The sequence below is a fragment of the Castellaniella sp. GW247-6E4 genome, from assembly GCF_040276065.1.
Taxonomy (GTDB): Bacteria; Pseudomonadota; Gammaproteobacteria; order Burkholderiales; family Burkholderiaceae_B; genus Castellaniella.
This window is the reverse complement of sequence record NZ_JBELOI010000002.1, coordinates 232,359-251,633: the sequence shown is the minus strand read 5'-3', so window position 1 is coordinate 251,633 and position 19,275 is coordinate 232,359. Positions and strand designations below refer to the sequence as shown.

The following is a 19,275-nucleotide window of genomic DNA, read 5'->3' as shown; positions in this document are numbered from 1 at the left end:
GACAACTTCATCTTGTCACGCTCAGGGTTAACACTAGTTGCACTAGATCAAACGTTTTCTGGAACTGCCCCACGGAAATGCGCGCACTTGATCTAGCGCAAAGGATTCAGCCCTCGCGCACCAGCCGAAAGCCGAGGTTGCTGGGCGGCAGGCCGATGGAGCACGCGCCGTTGCGCGGATCGCGGATGAAATCCGGCATGGCGGCGACGTGCGCGCCGGCCAGGATGCGTACGCCGCAGTTCTCGCGCACGGACAGCGGCAAGGTCCCCACCGCATGGCTGGAGAAGCATGTGTTGGTCCATTCCCACACATTGCCGCCGACATCGGCCAGGCCCAGGGCATTGAGGCCGAAGTGACCGAAGGGCTGGGCCGGCTTGACGCGGCCACGGCCGCGGCTGGCCTCGCGCTCGTACTCGGCAAGCCAGCGCACGGCGGGATTGTCGGGATCGGAAGGCAGCGGCCCCTCCATGCGGTAGCGCTCGGCGGCGGCGCGCACCCATTCCGCATAATCGGGCAGGCGCCAGGTCCGGCCCGTGCGCGCGGACAGCCAGGCCGCGTAGGCGGTGGCGTCGGCCCAGCTCACCCCCACGGCGGGCAGGTCGGGGGCCGCGAGGTTCCGAAAGCCTTTGTCCAGGCGCTTGCACGCGCCGGCCCGCACGCATTGCGCGTATTCCGCCTGGCTGACCTGGCGGCTCATGATGGCCCGTCCAGGCTCGGTCACCGCGTCAACGAGGGGCGGATTGACCGGCATGCCGCGATCAAGGAACTCGCCGGGTGCCTGCAAGGTGAACGCACCGGCCGGTATCGGGATCATGCGCAGCTCGGCCAGGCCGGCGGGCGCCTGGGTCGCAGGCGCCGTGACCATCGGCGCACCGGGGACCACCTCCGATCCCGCAATGGCCGCCGTCACACATGCCATCCCGGACATCGCCACGGCTGCCAGGCCGGCCGCCTGACGGTTTGCGAGCAAGCGTCGCACGTGTTTCAAGGTCTTCATAGAGCGATCCATCGTCATATCGCTCTATTGGACGCGCTTTGGCGCGCAGCCGCCTTGTGCTAGCGCAAACGCCGGGTCGACCGCGCTAGCGTCCCCGCCATCGCGGCGGCCGCTTTTCGATAAAGGCGTCGATGCCCTCGCCCACGTCCTCGGCCATCATATTGCCGGCCATGACCTCGGCGGCATATTCGTAGGCCTGCGCCAGATCCATGCCGAGCTGGCGCTGCACCATGGACTTGCCGACGCGCACGGCCAGCGGGCTCTTGGATTTAATCGCCTCGACCAGGCCGCCAACAGCGGCATCCAACTGGGCCTCGGGCACGACGTGATTCACCAGCCCGTAGGCCCGGGCTTGATCGGCGCTGACGAAATGGCCCGTCACCAGCATCTCGAAGGCGTTCTTCAGGGCGATGTTCCGCGTCAGGGCGACGGCCGGCGTCGAGCAGAACAAGCCAACATTGATACCGGATACCGCAAAGCGGGCGGCGTCCGAGGCGACGGCCAGGTCGCAGCTCGCCACGAGCTGGCAGCCCGCCGCCGTGGCGGTGCCATGGACGCGCGCGATGACCGGCACCGGGCAGTGCACGATGGCCTGCATCAGGCGCCCGCATCGACGGAACAGCGACAGATAGTAATCCCGGTCGCCGGCATGCCCCCGCATCTGCTTGAGATCATGGCCCGCGCAAAATGCGCGGCCGCGCGCCGCGATCACCACCGCCCGCAGGTCCTCGTCCTGCGCGCAGCCCTCGAATGCCGCCAGCAGGTCCGCCAGGACTTCGTCGGACAGCGCATTGAATTGCTCGGGCCGATTCAATGTGAGGGTCAGCACCCCCGCGGCGTGGTCCACCAATACGGGATCGCGCCTGTCGTCCCGCGCCGTCTCCCCCTCGATCGCTCGATCCATGCTTTGCGCCTCCATGTGCGCCGGCGGGCAGGCCTCGCCACCCCGCGTCCAGCGCCGTATCGTCCCGGACCTCGATGAGGCCCGGCTTCGATGATACTAAACCTCGGCGGCCGTGCGCTCCCAAGCCCTCACAAAGCCCTCGACCAGGCACGCACCGACCTCGGACGGGTCGGCTGCGACCCCGCAGGCGGCCATATCCACCGTGCGCAAACCCTCGAAGCCGCAGGGATTGATCCCGAGAAAGGGGCTCAGATCCATCGCCACATTCAGGGCCACGCCATGATAGGCGCAGCCGTTGCGGACTTTAATGCCCAGGGCTGCGATTTTGGCCAGTGCGGGTCCCGAGGGCTCGAGCAGGGCGCGTGGCGGGACATAGATACCAGGCGCTCCCGCCTTGCGGCAGGCGTCGGATACGCCATAGCGCGCCAGCACGCCCAGCACCACGTCCTCGAGCAGCGCCACGAATTCCTTGACGAACACATGCCGCCGGCGCAGGTCCACGAGAGTGTACAGAACGATCTGGCCCGGGCCGTGGTAGGTCACCTGGCCGCCGCGATTGCAATGCACGATCGGGATGCCGCCGGCGTTGAGGATGTGCTCGGGCCGGCCGGCTTGGCCCAGGGTGTAGACCGGCGCGTGTTCGACCAGCCATAGCTCGTCCGGTGTCGCGGGCCCGCGCGACTCGGTGAAATCCTGCATCGCCCGCCACACGGGCTCGTAATCGGCAGGGCGGGGCAGGGATTTGATCAGCATGGCGGGCCCCGTCAGAGCACCACGGACACCATCTCGTGCCCGTGCAACGCCCGGTAGAGCGCATCGAGCTGCTCGCGCGACTCGACCCGCACGGTCAGCGTCAGGCCGACATAATTGCCTCTGCTGCTGGGTCGGATCTCGATGGTGGCGGCATCGAAGGCCGGATCGAAACCCAGGACCACCTCGGCCATGACGCGCGCGAAGTCCTCATGGGCGCGCCCCATGACCTTGATGGGAAAATCGCAGGGATAGACGATCAGGGATTCCTCGGGGGGCACCGGCTTCATAGGGTGGCGATCGCCTCATCGTAAGCCTCGCGCAATGCGCGGTACACGGGCCCGGGCCTGCCAGTGCCGACGGGGCGCCCGTCGTGCCACAGAACGGGCAAGACCTCTTTGGTGGCCGAGGTCAGCATGAGCTCGTCCGCCCCTGCCACCTCATCGCGAGAAATCGCCCGCGACTCGAAGGGGATCCCGCGCGCACGGGCCAGCTCTTCGAGCAAGCCGTAACGCACGCCCTCGAGGATATTGTGATCGCGCACGGGCGCGAGCAGCTCGCCCTGGCGGACCACCCAGACATTGGCCGCGGACGCCTCGCTGAGCAGGCCGTCGCGAAACTGGATCACGTCGTCCACGCCCGCCTCGACGGCGGCCTGCCTGGCCAGCACATTGCCCAGCAGCGAGACGGACTTGATGTCGCAACGGTGCCAGCGGAGGTCCTCGAGGCTGATCGTACGCAGCCCCGTCTCGCGGACCTCGCCGACGCGGGTGAACGGCGTCACCATGCAAAAGACCGTCGGCCGCGCTCCCTGAGGAAACGGATGGTCGCGCTTGGCGACGCCGCGCGTCACCTGCAGATAGAGCATGACATCGCGGCCACGCCCCTCGCGCGCCAGCATATCGAGGATCAGGTGTTCCCAGTCCGCCCGCCTCCAGCCGGTATCCAGCCCGATCGCCCCCAAGCTGCGCAGCAGGCGGGCCAGGTGGGCCTCCATGCGAAAGGGCTTGCCCAGGTAGGCCGGGACGACCTCATAGATGCCGTCGCCAAAGATGAACCCCCGGTCGAGCACGGATATCTGGGCGTCCCCCAGGCGGACGTGCTCGCCGTTCAAATACACGATGCTGTCGTTGTCGACATCCGGAATCATTGCTTGCGCCTCACGCGAGATGGAAATCACTGGAAAAGCAGGCGCACCTTGTCGACCAGCCGTCCGAAAAAGCCCGCTTCGGCGACCGCGGCCTCGACCTGCAAAGGCACGGTCTTGAGCGTCTTGTCGCCCAGGGATACCTGCAGCGTGCCCATCGCGTCGCCCTTGGCCAGCGGCGCAAGCAGGGGTTGTGTGTAATGAGCGACCGACTGGAGGGCGTCGGCGCGGCCGCGCGGCACGGTCACCCACAGGGCGCCGTCCACCCCCAAGCCCACCGCATCGGCCTCGCCCTCCCAGACCCGGGCCTGGACGGCGGCCTGGCCCGGAGCCAGCAAGCGCACGGTATCGAAGTTCTTGAAGCTCCAGTTCAGCAGCTTGAGGCTGTTCTCGGTGCGCGCGGCGTCGCTGGTCGAGCCGACCAGCACCGCCACCACCCGGCGGCCGTCGCGCAGCGCGGTCGACACCAGGCAATAACCGGCAGACTGGGTATGGCCGGTCTTGAGGCCGTCGACGGTGTCGTCAGCCCACAGCAGCCGGTTGCGGTTGCTCTGCTTGATCTTGTTGTACGTGAACTCGCGCTGGCTGTAATAGTGCATATATTGCGGAAAGCGGCTGACCAGCTCGCGCGCCAGGTTCGCCAGGTCTTCGACGGTCGTCATGTGGTCCGGGTCGGGCAGCCCGGTGGAATTGGTGAAATGGGTGTGCTTCAACCCCATGCGCGCAGCCTGCTCGTTCATCATGGCCGCAAAGGCCGACTCGCTGCCGGCGACCGCCTCGGCAAGGGCCACGGTCGCATCGTTGCCCGACTGCACGATCAGCCCCTGGAGCAGCTCGTCGACGCTCACCTCGGTATTGGGGCTGATGAACATCCGCGACCCTTCGGTTTTCCAGGCTTTTTCGGACACGTGGACCTTCTGGTCAAGGGCCAGGCGACCGCCTTCCAGGGCCTCGAAGACCACATAGGCCGACATCAACTTGGTGAGCGAGGCCGGCTCGACCGGCTCGTCGGGGTTCTGGGCGGCGATCACCTGGCCGCTATTGGCATCGAGCGTCATCCAGGCTTTGGCGCCCAGCACAGGCGCCGGAATGTTCGAGAGCTCGCTGACCATGGCCACCGCCTGAGCCGCTGGCGCGGAAGTCTGCGCACCCGCCCGGGCGGATACCAAGGCCAGTGTGAACAGGGCACACGCGAGCGCGAAACGTGCGAATGGAAAGCGTGCCGCCGGCAGGTGTGAGAACGTGATCATAGGCATAGACGGGTATCTTGGAGTCGAGTGGTGGGACACCGGCCATTATAGGCAGGGGCATTCCGGGGCCCGCAGCGGGTTCGCCCGCCAAATCGAGACAAAAAGCAAGCAACTGCAACCGGGTCCGCGCACGGCGGCCCCAAAGGCGGGGTGGGAATCACGGACGCCCCTCGGCCAGGCCATCCAGGCTGGATTCCACGATGCGCCTCAGAATCAAGAGTTTGCCGTGAAAGAAATGGCCGGCATCGGGCACCACGGTCACCGGCAGTTGTCGGGCCCGGGCGAAATCCATCGCCTCGGCCAGCGGCACGACCTCGTCATGCTCGCCATGCACCAGCAGCGTATCGTCGGGCACCGCTACCGGCCGGAAGCGAAAGCGCTCGACCGCACAGCCGATCAGGATCAAGCGGCTGGGCAGCGACATGCCGCGATCAGCGAGCTCGGCATACAATTGGGCCGCAACGGCCGTCCCGAAGGAAAACCCGGCCAGCACCCAGGGCCCCTCGGCGGCCTGCGGGTGGGCCTTGATGAACTGCTCGACCAGCATGCGCATGTCGGTGGTTTCGCCCTCGGCGCGATCGAAGGCGCCCGCCGAGGCACCCACGCCGCGGAAATCGGGCCGCACCACCATCAGCCCGTGCTGCACGCAGGCGCGGGCCACGGTGGTGACGATCTTGTTGTCGCGCGCACCGCCATGCAGGGGATGGGGATGCAGGACCAGGGCCCAGCCCGAGGGCGTGCCCCCCGGCAGGTCCAGGACACCGTCCACGGCACCGACGGCGCCTTGAAATGTCGCATTCTGAGTACGCAACAACATTTTGACGAGATTCCTCCACGCCGACCGGCATACGATACGCAGACCGTCCCATTCTATATGACAGGCGACCGGATGGACCACGAAGAAACCGAATTCCTGCCCGCCCCCGAGGCCTTGGCCAAGGCGCTGAGGGGGCTGCTGCCCGGCGCCTGGCGCATTGACTGGGCTGAGCGCACAGGGTCCACCAACGCCGATCTGCTGGCGTGCGCGCGTCGCGCCCAGGGCGTGCCCGCGCGCCCTTGGCTGCTGGGCAGCCACGTGCAGGAGCAGGGACGCGGGCGCGCCGGACGCACTTGGCAAAACCGGCGGGACGCCAACTTGATGTTCTCCTGCGCCTTCGACGTCTTCCTGCAGGCCCGGCAACTGCCCACGCTGGCCCCCCTGCTGGGCACCGCCTCCTGCGAGGCCTTGCGCAGCCTGCTCGGCCCGGGCGCCCACCGGCGCCTGACGATGAAATGGCCCAATGACCTGCTCTGGGACCAGGGCAAGCTCGCCGGCATCCTGATCGAGACCACGCGGGCGGGCACGGCCACGACGCCCGACCATTTCATCGTCATCATCGGGCTCGGCCTGAACCTGCGCGACGCCCGCGCCCTGAGTCAATCGCTGGACCGCCAGGTCTCGGACTGGACGGGCATTGTCGCGGCCGATGCCTCGGCGGCCCGCGCCGATGCCGCCACGCTGGTGGCGCGCCTGGCGCGCGCATGGTACGAGGATTTGAACCGCGCGACCGCGCGCGGCTTCGACGACCTGGCGGCTCGCTACGCCAAGGTGGATGCCCTCGAGGGACGACGCCTGGACGTATTGGACGACGGGCGCCTGCTGCACACCGGTATTGCCTGCGGCATCGACGGGCAAGGGCGGCTGCTGCTGCGCGACGCCCACGGCGAAACCGCCATATCGATCGGCGAAATCTCGGTCAGGGCGCGGCCGTGAGCCCGGAGCGCCCCACGGCCCTGCTGATCGACGCGGGCAACACGCGCGCCAAATTCGGCTGGTTCGACCTCATCGACGGCGCCCGCGAAAGCCGGACCGAGGCCCTGGACTACGACCAGATCGATGGCCTGGGGTCGCGCCTCGAGGCGCTGGGTGTGCGGCCACGGCGCGTCCTGGCCACCAATGTCGCGGGGCCGGTGATCGGCCACAAACTGGAGGCCGTCTGCCAGCAACAGCTCGGCTTGCCGGTGCAGTGGCTGGACGGCAACCACGGGCGCGACCTGCTGCACAACCGCTACCGCACTGGCCAACTGGGCGCGGACCGCTGGATGGGGCTGATCGGCCTGTTGCACCGCGTCCACGAATGGCCCGACTGGACGCGGGGGGTCCCCATGCTGCTGGCGACTTTCGGCACCGCCACCACCCTGGACACCATTGCCTTGAGGGACGGCGAGAACGGCTCGCCCCAGGCGCACTTCCTGGGCGGACTGATCCTGCCCGGCCCCGTGCTGATGGCGCGCTCGCTGGCCGACCACACCGCCCACCTGCCCTTTGCCGAAGGCACGCCCACCGATTATCCCGTCGATACCCACAACGCGATCAGCAGCGGCATTGCCGCCGCGCAGGCGGGTGCCTTGCTGCGCCAGTGGCGTAACGGCCTGCGATCCGCCACTGCGCAGGCGGCCCTGGTCTTTGTGAGCGGCGGCGGCTGGCCGCTGGTGCGGCCCGAAGTCGAACACGGGCTGGCCCGCGCCCAGGCCGACCTGGGCCTGCCGCTGCGGGCCGCTCGCCACCTGGATAATCCCGTGCTCGATGGCCTGGCCCGCCTGGCCCTCGAGCACGGGATGCCGCGGCGCGACGGCTGATATACTGGGCACGCTTTCGAACAAGACACCCGTCCCATGCCTCTGCTCCTGACGCTCGCCATCCTGGTCAATGTCGCACTGTTCGCCTTTGGCCAGGGATTCTTTGGCACCCCGCCGGTCGAGCAGGGCCGCGATCCGCGTCCGCTCTCGCAGCGCAACCAGACCGCCATCACGCTCGACCCGCCCCTCGCGACACACTCCGAACAGCCATGAAACCCATCCGCAAAGCCGTCTTTCCCGTCGCTGGCCTGGGAACCCGCTTCCTGCCCGCCACCAAGGCGATGCCCAAGGAAATGCTGCCCATCGTCGATAAGCCGCTGATCCAATATGCCGTCGAAGAGGCCCTGGCGGCGGGCATCACCGAACTGATCTTCATCACCGGCCGCAACAAGCGGGCCATCGAGGACCATTTCGACCGCGCCCCCGAACTCGAAGCCGAACTCGAAGCCAAGGGCAAGCAGCCCTTGCTCGACATCGTGCGCAACGTCATTCCGGCACACGTAAACTGCATCTACACCCGCCAGGCCGCGCCGCTGGGTCTGGGGCACGCCGTGCTGTGCGCCGCACCCATCATCGGCGACGAACCCTTTGCGGTGCTGCTGGCCGACGATCTGCTGGATGCGCCGGTCTCGGTGACCCGCCAGCTCGTGGACGCCGCCCACCGCCATGACGGCAGCATCCTGGCGATCCAGACCATCGTGCCCGAGGACAGCCGCAAGTACGGCATCATCGCGGGCACGCCCATGGACGAGCGCAACACCCGCGTCGAACGAATCGTGGAAAAGCCCGCGCCCGAGGACGCGCCCTCCAACCAGGCCGTCGTGGGGCGATACATCTTCGAGCCCGAGATCTTCGACCACCTGCGCCGCACCCACGCCGGCGTGGGCAGCGAGATCCAGCTCACGGACGCGATCGCCGCCATGCTCGGTTCGCGGCCTGTATACGGCCACGCCTATGTGGGCGAGCGCTACGATTGCGGCAACAAGGAAGGGTTCTTCAAGGCGACCACGGCCCTGGGCCGTAAGTATCACGGACTGGTGCCGGACTGACCGACGCAGGCGGCCCCGAAGGGCGCCTCCCCGGCAAGGCGCCGGCCGGATTCAGGACGCCAAGAGATCCTCGAGGCCGTTGACCACCCGATCCACCGCACCGGCGTGCTGGCGCACCCAGTGGCTGCCGGCCTCGCCCATGCGTGCGAGACAGCGCGGATCCTCGACCCATTGCAAGGCGCGCTGCACGGCCAGATCGGCGCCATCCACGCGCTCGACCGCGCCGGCCTCCAGGGCGTCGGCGACGGCCTGCTCAAAGTTGGCGGTATGCGGCCCGACCAGCACGGGCCGCCCCAGTGCGCAGGCCTCGATGAAATTCTGGCCCCCCAGGGGCTCGAAGCTGCCAGCGACGATGGCGACCTGGCAGGCGGCGTAATACCAGGGCATTTCCCCCAGGGTGTCGCCCAGGACCACCGATACGTCCTGGCACGCCCGCACGGCTGATGTCCCGCCATCGCCCAACTCGACCAGCGTGGACCGGCGCACAAACGACAATCCGGCCTGCCGCAAGCGTTCCGCCGCCTCGTCGAAACGCTGCGGGTGGCGCGGAATCAGATAAAACAACACCTGGTCGCCCGGCTCGACGCCCTGATGGCGTGCGCGTTCGATCTGGTGGCGCATGGCCTGAATGAACAACGCATCCTCGCCTTCGCGCGTGCTGGCGATGGCCACCGTCCGGCGGCCCAGGCGCTCGGCAAAGGCCCGGCCGCGGGCGACACGCTCGCCGTCCAGGTGGAGATCGAACTTGAAATTGCCCGAGACACTGACCGCGAGCGCGCCGGCCCGCTCCAGGCGCCGGGCGTCGTGCAGGGACTGCGCATACACGGCCTGGAACCGGCCATAGGCCTCGCGCATGATACGCCCCAAGCGCAGGCTCTGGCGTAAGGAACGGTCCGACATGCGGGCGCTTGCCAGAATCATCGGAACGCCGGCGCGGTTGGCGGCATGGATCATGTTCGGCCAGACCTCACGCTCGATCAGCACCCCGGCGCGCGGCCGATGGCGGGTGATGAAGCGCCTCGTCGCGCCGGGAAAATCGTAAGGCAGCCAGTCCTGGACCAAGCGGTCCTCGGCAATGTCCGCCGCAAAGGCGCGGGCGCCCTCGGCCCGACCCGTGGCGGTCAAGTGGGTGAGCAGGACGCGATGCCCCCGATCCAGGACGGCGCGCACGAAGGGCTGCGCCGCACGCGTCTCGCCCAGGCTCACCGCGTGGATCCAGATCGCGTCGAGCGCCGGCGCCGGCTCGGCATACCGTCCGAAGCGCGCCGCGCCGCAGACCTCCCATCGTCCGCCCGCCCTGCGCGCACGCAGGGCCATCCACCCCAACAGGGCGGGCGACAACGTACGCAGCAGCAAGGTATATAGAAACCGGTTCAAGCGTCCAACCGTCGAAAGGCCGTTCGCTTCATTTTATGGGGTTTTCCCGATGTACGCGCCCCATTGTCGCGCCACCGCCCATCAGGCCAGGGCCTGATCGATCGCATCGAGCACCTGGCGCGCCGTGGGGGACTGGCCCCGCTCGCCCAGGCTGGCCGTATAGGCGGCGCCCTCGAGAGGCGTGCGCACCGGCGTCGAGGCCTTGTAGATACCGATGGTCGGGCGGCCCAGGCCCGCGCACAGGTGCGTCAGGCCGCTGTCCAGGCCCACCATCAGGCGCGCGCGGGCGAGCTGCCCCGCCACCTCGCGCAGGCTCATGCGCGGCAGCACGACGGCGCCCTCGCGCCCCTGGATCAGGGCCTGCGCGCGCGCGCGCTCGGCCTCGTTGCCCGCCAGCAGCCGCAACGCCAGGCCGCGCCCCTGCAAGTCGTCGAACACCCGCTGCCAATCGTCCCGCGGCCAGAGCTTGTCGTCGCGGCTGGCCGAGGGCATGATCACGGCCGCCTCGTCGATCGGCACCCCGTCGGTGAGCGCCGTCAAGCCGAAATCGGGTGCGCCGTCGAGCGCATACCCGAACGCGGCCGCGGCCAGGGTGCGCTGCCGCAGGACCGCGGGCTGCCAGAACCCGACCCGGTGGCGCACATCGTAGAACAGCGAGGCGAGCGGCTCGCGCGCGGATTTCCAGTCCAGGCCATGGCGCACCCCGTGCGCCTGGCGCACCAGCCAGACCGACTTCATCAAAGCCTGCATGTCGAGGATCACGTCATAGCGGCGCCCCCCCAGGTTGGCGCGCAGGGCGGCGCGCTCACGGCGCGTGCGGGCATCCCACCAGTGCTTGCGCCAGCGGCGATGCGCCACGGGGATCACCTCGGCCACGGCCGGGTGCCACGCTGGAATCTCGGCGAAGCTTTCTTCGGCGATCCAGTCGATGCGCGCGTCTGGAATATGCCGCGCGATGTCCGACATGGCGGGGAGCATGTGCACAAGGTCCCCCAGGGAGGATGTGCGGACGATGAGGACGCGCGTGGTCATGGCGGGATTATAGGCGGGCGGAAACGGCCCGCGGGCGGGCCGACGGCCTCCCGTGCTACGATCGAACGAGACAGATTCCGGGCCGCCCGCACACGGCCCGTCAAAGGGAGGCGCAATGCCCTGCTATGCCCTGGGGGACCTGACCCCGCAACTCGATCCCACGGCCTACGCCGCCCCCGGATCCACCCTGATCGGCGCGGCCACGCTGGACGCCCACAGCAGCATCTGGCCCGGCGCGGTGATCCGCGCCGACAACGAGCCGATCCGGATCGGCGAGGGCTCGAACATCCAGGAAAACGCCGTACTGCACGTCGACGCGGACTGCCCCCTGAACGTGGGGCGCAACGTCACCGTCGGCCACCAGGCCATGCTGCACGGCTGCACCATCGAGGATGGCTGTCTGATCGGGATCCAGGCGATCGTCCTGAACCGCGCCGTGATCGGCCGCCATAGTCTGGTGGGCGCGGGCGCGCTGGTCACCGAGGGCAAGGTCTTCCCCGAGCGCTCGCTCATCATCGGATCGCCGGCCAAGGCCGTGCGCACGCTCAGCGACGAAGAGGTTGCCGGCCTCGAACACAGCGCCCAGTCCTACCGCGAGCGCGCCGCCCTGTTTCGCCAGGCCCTGCGCGAGATTCACGACTGAGTCCCGGCGCGCGGTCACAGCGCACGATACACCGCCAGGTAGCCCGCCACCATCGCGGACACCGAATAGTCGCGCGCGGCATGCTCGCGTGCGCGCCGGGCCATCGCGACGGCCCGCGCGGGATCGTCCAGGATCCGGGCGATCTGCCGGGCCATCCCCTCGGCATCCCCCGGCTCGCATAACAGGCCACGGCCCTGGGCCAGGGTCTCGAGGTGGCCGCCAACGGCCGTCGCCACCACCGGCACGCCCGACAGGCACGCATCCAGAACGCTGGTGCCCAGGGCCTCGAAGCGCGAGCTGGACACGTAGACCCGCGCCAGGGCCAGAAAATCCTCGATCCGCGGCTGGAATCCGACCAGGCGATAGGCGTCCTCGAGGCCCAGCGCCCGGATACGCTCGCGTGCCTCCTCGCCCGCCGCCCCGTCCGCCCCGCAATGCAGGCAGACCAGGTCCGGCCGCTCGGCCACCAGGATCGCCACCGCCTCGATCAGGGTACGCGGATCTTTCTCGGGACTGAGCGCCGCGGCCGTCAGCAACACCGTGCGGCCCTGCAGCGCAAAACGCGCGCGCAGGGCCTCGACGGCCGGCGGATCCGCCGGCCGCGCCTCGACGGCGCTGGGAATCACCCGGACCTCGAGCCCCAGCGCGCGCGGTGCGTGCGCCGCCGCCTCGCTGATCGCCACGAATGCATCGGCCCGCGACCATTTCCAGCGGGTGCGGCCCGGATGGCGCGTCGGCCCAAAGGCCGTGCGCCGCGTAAAGACCATCGGCCGACGCAGGCACGGACGCAACAGCGCGAGCAGACTCATGGCCTGGGCCGTCTGGGCATGCAGGACGTCGCAGCGCCGGGCGCGGCGCAGCAGGCAGACCGCCATGCCGACGATGTGCGCCGCCTCATGGACGACGAAGCCCTCGTCGCGTGCGCGGCGCGCCAGCGGCCCGCCGGCCCGGGCCAGAAGCTCGGCCTCGTGACCGGCCGCGCGCAGGCCGCGCAGAGTCAGCAAGGTCTGGCGTTCCCCGCCACGCCACCCGCGTTCCAGATTGAGCTGCAGGATGCGCATGCGCGGCGCTAAGACTTGCGCACCGGGCGTTTCCAGCCCTCGATGGTCTTTTGTTCGGGCCGCGACAAGGTCAGGGCCTGCGCCGGCGCGTCGCGCGTCAAGGTCGTGCCCGCGCCGAGGGTGGCGCCACGGCCCACGCGTACCGGCGCCACGAGCTGGGTGTCCGAGCCGATGAAGGCATCATCGTCGATCACGGTCTGGAACTTGTTGACGCCATCGTAGTTGCAGGTGATCGTCCCCGCCCCGATGTTGACACGCTCGCCGATCGCGGCATCGCCCAGATAGGCCAGATGGTTGGCCTTGGAGCCGCGCCCCAGGCGGGTTTTCTTGAGCTCGACGAAATTACCCACATGCGCCTGCGGACCGATGTCGGCGCCGGGGCGCAGCCGCGCGTAGGGCCCGATGCGCGCCTCCTCGGCGACCCGCGCGCCTTCGACGTGGGTGTAGGCCTCAAGCCGCGAGCCCGCACCGATGGCCGCGTCCCGGATCACGCAGTACGGGCCGATGCTCACCCCATCGGCCAGGTCCACCTCGCCCTCGAACACGCAGCCGACGTCGATGAACACGTCGCGCCCGCAGCGCAGCCGCCCGCGCAGATCGAAGCGCGCGGGATCGGCCAGCGTCGCACCCTGTTCGAGCAGGCGGCGGGCCTGCTCGGCCTGCCAGACACGCTCGAGCTGGGCCTGCTGGATGCGGCTGTTGACCCCGAGGGTTTCCCAGGGCGCGCCAGGCTGCGCGTGGCCGACCGCGACGCCGTCGGCGACCGCCAGCCCGACGACGTCGGTCAAGTAGTACTCGCCCTGGGCATTGTGGTTGTCGATGCGCCCCAGCCAGTCGCGCAGCGCCGCGGTGGGCGCGGCCAGAATCCCGGTGTTGACCTCGGCGATGGCGCGCTCGGCCGCGCTCGCGTCCTTGTGTTCGACGATGCGCACGATGTGCCCGTCGGCGTCCCGTACGATGCGGCCATAGCCCTCCGGATCCGCCGGGGTCTCGGTCAGCAGCGCCAGGCCGGCGCCACGCGCCGCCAGCAGCGCGGCCAGCGTGTCCGACTGGACCAGGGGCACGTCGCCGTACAGCACCAGGCAGGCGTCATCCGGATCCCCCTCGAGCAGCAGGGGCAGCGCCTGCATGACCGCGTGGCCCGTCCCTTGCTGGGGCTGTTGCAAGGCGAAATGCAGGCCCTCGGCCGCATACGCCTCGCGCACACGATCGGCACCATGCCCGACCACTACCACGATCCGACTGGGATCGAGGGCGCGCGCCTGCTCGAGCACATGGCTGAGCATGGGACGCCCAGCGATCGGATGCAGCACCTTGGGCAGGTCGGATTGCATGCGCTTGCCCAGGCCGGCGGCCAGGATGATGATGTTGAGCATAGGATGACGGGTCGCTGGTGGCTGAATTGGAATAACGGGTCAGGTGCGCGGCTTGGCGCGGCTCGCGCGCGCGCCGGACTTGGAGGTGTTCGGCCTCTTGGCCGCGGCCTTGCGCGCGGCGGGCTTGGCGGCGGGCGCGGCGTCGGCCGCACCCTGCAGGGAGGCCGCCGTCGCATCGGCCAGCGTCTGGAATTGCTGCTGCAGCAGATTCCACCAGTCGCCAGCCGCCTGGGCGTAGGCCTGGGTGGTGGCGGCCGCGTCCCCCGAGGCCTCGTCGGCGTCCGGCGGCGCGGCGCGTTGCGGGGGCTCGGCATCGGGAGTATCCGGCGCGGCCGGGGCCTGAGCGGCGGCGGTGGCACGGGCGAACGCATCCGGCATGCCCCGGTCGGCAAAGGACCGCAGAGTCGAGAGCGTGGCCCGCTGAATCTCGAGGCCCTGAATGGTGTTGCCCAGGATCGAGGCGTTCAATTGCAGCCAATTCTGGACACTGCGCAGTTCCCCGATGCGCCGATCGAGGTCCTCGACCGACATCAGCGGCAGCCCCGGGGACTCGAACCCGCCGCCCGCCATGCCCTGCCAGGCCTGGCGCATCATCTCGAGACCCGCGAACAAGGGATTGCGCGCCGCCTCGCCATCCTGCCCGAAACCCGGCAGCACAAAGGGATTGCTGGATTCTTTCGACATGATGTTCTCCTCTGCCGGCCCCGTGCCGGAGCCCCCATTTTAGGGCCTGTCAGCGCTGCATGGGGGTACTCGCCATGGCCGGGACCGCGCCGGCGGCGCGCGCGCGCAGGCTGTCGAGGATGGCGAGCTCGGCCTCGAGCGTGAACGCGCCGTGGCTGATCATGTCCCAGACCTCGGCCACGGGCACGCAACGGATCTCGCAGACCTCGCCATCCATATTGGCCGGCGCCACGGCGGCGTCGAGCACGCAATCGCACAGCAACAGATTTTCGACCTGGTAGCCCTCGGGCAGACGGCGATGCATGCGCAGGACCACGCGCAGCGGCCCGTGAGCCGCGATCTCGACGGCCCGCAGGCCGGCCTCCTCGTGGCTTTCGCGCAGCAGCGCGGTTTCCTGGTCCTCGCCCGCCGCGACCAGGCCGCCGGCAAGCGTGTCCCACAGGCCTGGGTCGGTGGGTTTGTCGAGGGCGCGGCGCGCGATCCACAGCCTCCCGTCCGGGCTCCATGCATTCAGATGCACGGCCTGGGTCAGCAGGCCCAGCGGCCGCACGGCGGCGCGCTCGATGCGCGCAAGCGCGCGGCCCTCGCCGACCACATCCAGCAATTCACCGCGCCACGCACGCAGGCAGCGCGCATCGCGCAGGGCCTCGGCGATTCCGAGCAGCACCGCATTGAGATTCAAGCCGCGGGTCGCGGCGGCCGTGATGTGCGCCGCCTCATCCTCGACGTGCACGCCCGGCAGGCCGGCGATGACCTCGGTGGCGCGCGGCGTGATCCAGCCGGCCACACGCGCCGCGACCGTCAGGGGCCGCGATCCGGGCAATGGCAATTGCTGCGCGCGGCGCAACTGCCGAGCGAAGCGCGCGGCGAGCTCGGCCTGCGCGGGGACTGTGGGCGATGAGGTCATCGGGCAATTGTAGTGGAAGCCTCGAAGATACTGGTGGAAACCCGAAGCCTAAACTAAAACCATGCGCACCCGCATGGGCAATCCCACACAAGCGACAGGCCTTCGTTATAATTCCCGCATTCCGTACCAGGGAATTTTCGCAGGTGGCAGCTACCGCGCCTCATTTTATCGCCTGCGATCCAATCATTGTGTCCGCATCTGTCCGATTGGGATCAACCTTTTGATCGAGGTCAATCAACACGCGGAAACACACGAAAACAACTAGAGGGTCAGCATGAAGAAGGTGAGAGGGTTGCTTGGCACGTCAGCGCTGTTTTGGGCAGCCATGGCCGGTGCCCAGGTCAAAGACATGCCAGGCGGGCCGGCGGTCAATCAACTGAACTTGCATACGGGTGTGACGCCAATCGCGAGGGAAATCTACTCCCTGCACTGGATGATCATGATCATCTGTATCGTGATTTTCATCGGCGTGTTCGGTGTGATGCTGTATTCCATCGTCATGCACCGCAAGTCGCGAGGCTATGTCGCCTCCAAGTTCGACGAGCACCTCGGCCTCGAGCTCACCTGGACCATCATTCCCTTTCTCATCATCATCGGCATGGCGATCCCCGCGACGCGTACCGTGGTTGCGATGAAGGACACCAGCAGCGCCGACCTGACGGTCAAGGTCACGGGCTATCAGTGGAAGTGGGGCTACGAATACGTCGACGGCCCCGCCTCGGGCGTCCATTTCCTGTCCACGCTGGCCACGCCCGCCGAGCAGATCCACGGCGGGGCGGCGCGCACTGACACCTACCTGATGGAAGTCGACCAGCCCCTGGTCGTGCCGGTCGACAAAAAGGTCCGCATCGTGCTGACGGCCGCGGACGTGATCCACTCGTGGATGGTGCCCGACTTTGGCGTCAAGCAGGACGCCGTGCCCGGATTCCTGCGCGACACCTGGTTCCGCGCCGAAAAGATCGGCACCTACCGGGGTCAGTGCGCCGAGCTTTGCGGCAAGGACCACGCCTTCATGCCCATCGTGGTGCAGGTCGTGTCCGACGAGGACTACGCCAAGTGGTCCGAGGAGCAAAAGACCAAGATGGCGGCCGCCACCGAGGACCCGAACAAGGTCTGGACCAAGGACGACCTGGTTGCCCAGGGCAAGGATGTCTTCTCGTCGACCTGTGTGGCCTGCCACCAGGCCAACGGCCAGGGCATCCCGGGCACCTTCCCCGCGCTGAACGGCGACACCAAGTTCGTCCTGGCACCCATGAAGGATCAGATCCTGACCGTGCTCAACGGCCATCCCGGCACCGCCATGGCCGCGTTCCGCGACCAGTTGAGCGATACCCAGATCGCCGCGGTCATCACCTATACGCGTAACGCCTGGGACAATGCCGGAAAGGGGCCCGACCCGGTCGTGCAACCTTCTGACGTCAAGGCGCTGCGCTAGGCGCGCGCCTACACCACCGATCACAGTATCCTCGCGGCGCCCCGAACGGCGCCCCGCACAAGCAGGAAGGAGTTCACCATGAGCAGTGTCACTGCCGATCACATTCCGCCACACGCCGGCGACGAGGGCCACGGACACACCGTGCCGCAGGGTTGGCGCCGCTGGGTCTTTGCGACCAATCACAAAGACATCGGCACGATGTACCTGATCTTTTCGTTCACCATGCTGCTCGAGGGCGGCACGCTCGCGCTGCTGCTGCGCACCGAGCTGTTCGAACCAGGGATCCAGTTCTTCCAGCCCGAGCTGTTCAACCAGTTCACCACCATGCACGGCCTGATCATGATCTTCGGGGCCATCATGCCGGCGTTCGTAGGCTTCGCCAACTGGATGATCCCGCTGCAGATCGGCGCCTCGGACATGGCCTTTGCGCGCATGAACAACTTCAGCTTTTGGCTGCTGCCCGTAGGCGGCATCCTGCTGACGGCCTCGTTCTTCGTGCCCGGCGGCGCCAACGCCTCGGGCTGGACCATGTACGCGCCGCTATCGCTGCAGATGGGGCCGGGCATGGACTTTGCGATCTTCGCGGTGCACATCCTGGGCGCCTCCTCGATCATGGGCGCGATCAACATCATCGTGACCATCCTCAACATGCGCGCACCGGGCATGACCCTCATGAAGATGCCGCTGTTCTGCTGGTCCTGGCTGGTCACCGCCTACCTGCTGCTGGCCGTGATGCCGGTGCTGGCCGCCGCCGTCACCATGCTGCTGACCGACCGTCACTTCGGCACGCACTTCTTCAATGCCGCCGCAGGCGGCGACCCGGTCCTGTACCAGCACGTGTTCTGGTTCTTCGGCCACCCCGAGGTCTACATCATGATTCTGCCGGCCTTCGGGATGGTGTCGCAGATCGTGCCGACTTTCGCCCGCAAGCGCCTGTTCGGCTACGCCTCGATGGTCTACGCCATCTGCGCCATCGCCATCCTGTCCTTCCTGGTCTGGGCGCACCACATGTTCACGACCGGCATGCCGGTGACCGCGCAGTTGTTCTTCATGTACGCCACGATGCTGATTTCGATTCCCACCGGGGTCAAGGTGTTCAACTGGACGGCCACCATGTGGCGCGGCTCGCTGACCTTCGAGACTCCGATGCTGTTCGCCATCGGCTTCATCTTCGTGTTCACGATCGGCGGCTTCACCGGCCTGGTGGTGGCCATTGCCCCCATCGACATCCAGGTGCAGGACACCTACTACGTGGTGGCGCACTTCCACTACGTGCTGGTGGCCGGTTCCTTATTCGCGCTGTTCGGCGCCACCTACTACTGGCTGCCGAAATGGTGCGGCACCATGTACGACGAGCGCCTGGGCAAGTGGCACTTCTGGATGACGATGATCTCGTTCAACGTGACGTTCTTCCCGATGCACTTCCTGGGCCTGGCCGGCATGCCGCGCCGCTACGCCGACTATGCGGCGCAGTTCACCGACTTCCACCAGATCGCCACCATTGGTGCCTTCTGGTTCGGCCTGTCGCAGTTGTTGTTCCTGTACGTGGTGCTCAAGGCCTACGCGGGCCGCGGCGAACGCGTGCCGGCCAACCCCTGGGAGGGCGCCGAGGGCCTGGAATGGAGCGTGCCGTCGCCCGCCCCGTACCACACCTTTGAAACGCCCCCCGTCCTGGACGGCAAGGCCTGACCTTCGATCGCCGCATGCACGCAACCATGACGCCAGAGCAACGCAGACGCAACCGCCGCACCGGCCTGATCCTCGCCGTGTTCGCGGTGGCGATCCTGGTCTGGACCTTCGTGCGCGGCGACGTCTTCGGAGGCCTGCAATGAACGCGCCCCAGCCTCCGCAGGAAGACCGGTCGACCTTCTTGCGCACCGTGCGCACCGTGGCCTGGGGGTTCCTGGGCCTGCGCAAGCGCTCGGGACACGACAACGACATGGCCCAGGTGCGGCCCGCGCACGTGATCGTCGCGGGCCTGCTGGGCGGACTGGTCTTCGTGCTGCTGCTGGTGCTGGCCGTCAGCTTGGTGGCGCCCTAGCCG

The 19,275-nt window shown here is 68.1% G+C and carries 22 protein-coding genes; 9 read left to right on the top strand and 13 right to left on the bottom strand.

What is annotated here, in order from left to right:
• Nucleotides 1-106: 106 nt before the first annotated feature.
• The 7 genes from ABS761_RS04290 to ABS761_RS04260 all read right to left on the bottom strand — a co-directional run bounded on the left by ABS761_RS04290 (nt 107) and on the right by ABS761_RS04260 (nt 5,865).
• Nucleotides 107-997: a formylglycine-generating enzyme family protein gene (locus ABS761_RS04290; RefSeq protein WP_350406851.1), complete on the bottom strand. Its 891-nt coding sequence runs from the start codon at nt 995-997 to the stop codon at nt 107-109.
• A gap of 85 nt (nt 998-1,082) precedes the next feature.
• The gene (locus tag ABS761_RS04285) at nt 1,083-1,901 is read right to left on the bottom strand and encodes an enoyl-CoA hydratase (protein WP_350406850.1); all 819 of its coding nucleotides are present in this window, start codon (nt 1,899-1,901) and stop codon (nt 1,083-1,085) included.
• Nucleotides 1,902-1,997: 96 nt separating this feature from the next.
• A complete protein-coding gene (lipB, locus tag ABS761_RS04280) occupies nt 1,998-2,651 on the bottom strand; it encodes a lipoyl(octanoyl) transferase LipB (RefSeq protein ID WP_350407054.1) in 654 nt (217 codons plus the stop codon).
• Nucleotides 2,652-2,665: 14 nt separating this feature from the next.
• The gene (locus tag ABS761_RS04275; RefSeq protein WP_350406849.1) at nt 2,666-2,941 is read right to left on the bottom strand and encodes a DUF493 family protein; all 276 of its coding nucleotides are present in this window, start codon (nt 2,939-2,941) and stop codon (nt 2,666-2,668) included.
• The gene (locus tag ABS761_RS04270; RefSeq protein ID WP_350406847.1) at nt 2,938-3,801 is read right to left on the bottom strand and encodes a D-amino acid aminotransferase; all 864 of its coding nucleotides are present in this window, start codon (nt 3,799-3,801) and stop codon (nt 2,938-2,940) included. Before ABS761_RS04270 ends, ABS761_RS04275 begins: the two co-directional genes overlap by 4 nt.
• Nucleotides 3,802-3,827: 26 nt before the next feature.
• Nucleotides 3,828-5,048 (bottom strand): D-alanyl-D-alanine carboxypeptidase family protein, encoded by a 1,221-nt coding sequence (locus tag ABS761_RS04265; protein WP_502881385.1) that lies wholly within the window; start codon nt 5,046-5,048, stop codon nt 3,828-3,830.
• 157 nt (nt 5,049-5,205) lie between these two features.
• Nucleotides 5,206-5,865 carry an alpha/beta hydrolase gene (locus ABS761_RS04260; protein WP_350406845.1) on the bottom strand — a complete coding sequence of 220 codons (660 nt, stop codon included), beginning with the start codon at nt 5,863-5,865 and terminating at the stop codon, nt 5,206-5,208.
• Between the two features lie 72 nt (nt 5,866-5,937).
• Between ABS761_RS04260 and ABS761_RS04255 the strand changes: the two genes are divergently transcribed.
• Genes ABS761_RS04255 through galU form a run of 4 tightly spaced genes read left to right on the top strand, consistent with a single transcriptional unit; the run spans nt 5,938 to nt 8,716 of the window.
• The gene (locus ABS761_RS04255) at nt 5,938-6,801 is read left to right on the top strand and encodes a biotin--[acetyl-CoA-carboxylase] ligase (RefSeq protein ID WP_350406844.1); all 864 of its coding nucleotides are present in this window, start codon (nt 5,938-5,940) and stop codon (nt 6,799-6,801) included.
• Nucleotides 6,798-7,667 (top strand): type III pantothenate kinase, encoded by an 870-nt coding sequence (locus ABS761_RS04250; RefSeq protein ID WP_350406843.1) that lies wholly within the window; start codon nt 6,798-6,800, stop codon nt 7,665-7,667. The genes ABS761_RS04255 and ABS761_RS04250 overlap by 4 nt, the downstream gene beginning before the upstream one ends.
• Before the next feature lie 36 nt (nt 7,668-7,703).
• Complete coding sequence (locus tag ABS761_RS04245; protein WP_350406842.1) at nt 7,704-7,880, top strand: hypothetical protein; 177 nt, start codon at nt 7,704-7,706, stop codon at nt 7,878-7,880.
• On the top strand, nt 7,877-8,716 hold the full coding sequence (galU, locus tag ABS761_RS04240; protein ID WP_350406841.1) for a UTP--glucose-1-phosphate uridylyltransferase GalU: 840 nt from the start codon (nt 7,877-7,879) through the stop codon (nt 8,714-8,716). Before ABS761_RS04245 ends, galU begins: the two co-directional genes overlap by 4 nt.
• Before the next feature lie 51 nt (nt 8,717-8,767).
• On the opposite strand, the gene ABS761_RS04235 is transcribed toward galU, so the two are convergent.
• The gene (locus ABS761_RS04235) at nt 8,768-10,093 is read right to left on the bottom strand and encodes a 3-deoxy-D-manno-octulosonic acid transferase (protein ID WP_350406840.1); all 1,326 of its coding nucleotides are present in this window, start codon (nt 10,091-10,093) and stop codon (nt 8,768-8,770) included.
• 81 nt (nt 10,094-10,174) lie between these two features.
• Nucleotides 10,175-11,125, bottom strand: coding sequence for a lipopolysaccharide heptosyltransferase I (gene waaC, locus ABS761_RS04230; protein WP_350406839.1), 951 nt, complete (start codon nt 11,123-11,125; stop codon nt 10,175-10,177).
• A 115-nt stretch (nt 11,126-11,240) separates the two neighbouring features.
• Here waaC and ABS761_RS04225 point away from each other — a divergent pair, with 115 nt between their 5' ends.
• Entirely contained in the window at nt 11,241-11,768 is a 528-nt protein-coding gene (locus ABS761_RS04225; protein ID WP_350406838.1) for a gamma carbonic anhydrase family protein, read from the top strand.
• A 14-nt stretch (nt 11,769-11,782) separates the two neighbouring features.
• Here ABS761_RS04225 and ABS761_RS04220 read toward each other — a convergent pair whose 3' ends face one another.
• Genes ABS761_RS04220 through ABS761_RS04205 form a run of 4 tightly spaced genes read right to left on the bottom strand, consistent with a single transcriptional unit; the run spans nt 11,783 to nt 15,796 of the window.
• On the bottom strand, nt 11,783-12,829 hold the full coding sequence (locus tag ABS761_RS04220) for a glycosyltransferase family 4 protein (RefSeq protein ID WP_350406837.1): 1,047 nt from the start codon (nt 12,827-12,829) through the stop codon (nt 11,783-11,785).
• Nucleotides 12,830-12,837: 8 nt separating this feature from the next.
• A complete protein-coding gene (gene glmU / locus ABS761_RS04215; protein ID WP_350406836.1) occupies nt 12,838-14,205 on the bottom strand; it encodes a bifunctional UDP-N-acetylglucosamine diphosphorylase/glucosamine-1-phosphate N-acetyltransferase GlmU in 1,368 nt (455 codons plus the stop codon).
• A gap of 39 nt (nt 14,206-14,244) precedes the next feature.
• Complete coding sequence (locus ABS761_RS04210) at nt 14,245-14,889, bottom strand: PhaM family polyhydroxyalkanoate granule multifunctional regulatory protein (RefSeq protein WP_350406835.1); 645 nt, start codon at nt 14,887-14,889, stop codon at nt 14,245-14,247.
• 49 nt (nt 14,890-14,938) lie between these two features.
• Nucleotides 14,939-15,796 (bottom strand): NUDIX hydrolase, encoded by an 858-nt coding sequence (locus tag ABS761_RS04205; protein WP_350406833.1) that lies wholly within the window; start codon nt 15,794-15,796, stop codon nt 14,939-14,941.
• Between the two features lie 274 nt (nt 15,797-16,070).
• Here ABS761_RS04205 and coxB point away from each other — a divergent pair, with 274 nt between their 5' ends.
• From coxB to ABS761_RS04185, 4 genes are all read left to right on the top strand, one after another.
• Nucleotides 16,071-17,231, top strand: coding sequence for a cytochrome c oxidase subunit II (gene coxB / locus ABS761_RS04200; RefSeq protein ID WP_350406832.1), 1,161 nt, complete (start codon nt 16,071-16,073; stop codon nt 17,229-17,231).
• A 78-nt stretch (nt 17,232-17,309) separates the two neighbouring features.
• Nucleotides 17,310-18,920: a cytochrome c oxidase subunit I gene (gene ctaD / locus ABS761_RS04195; RefSeq protein WP_350406831.1), complete on the top strand. Its 1,611-nt coding sequence runs from the start codon at nt 17,310-17,312 to the stop codon at nt 18,918-18,920.
• A 26-nt stretch (nt 18,921-18,946) separates the two neighbouring features.
• The gene (locus ABS761_RS04190; RefSeq protein ID WP_350407053.1) at nt 18,947-19,063 is read left to right on the top strand and encodes a cytochrome oxidase small assembly protein; all 117 of its coding nucleotides are present in this window, start codon (nt 18,947-18,949) and stop codon (nt 19,061-19,063) included.
• Entirely contained in the window at nt 19,060-19,272 is a 213-nt protein-coding gene (locus tag ABS761_RS04185; RefSeq protein ID WP_350406830.1) for a DUF2970 domain-containing protein, read from the top strand. Before ABS761_RS04190 ends, ABS761_RS04185 begins: the two co-directional genes overlap by 4 nt.
• Nucleotides 19,273-19,275 lie beyond the last annotated feature (3 nt).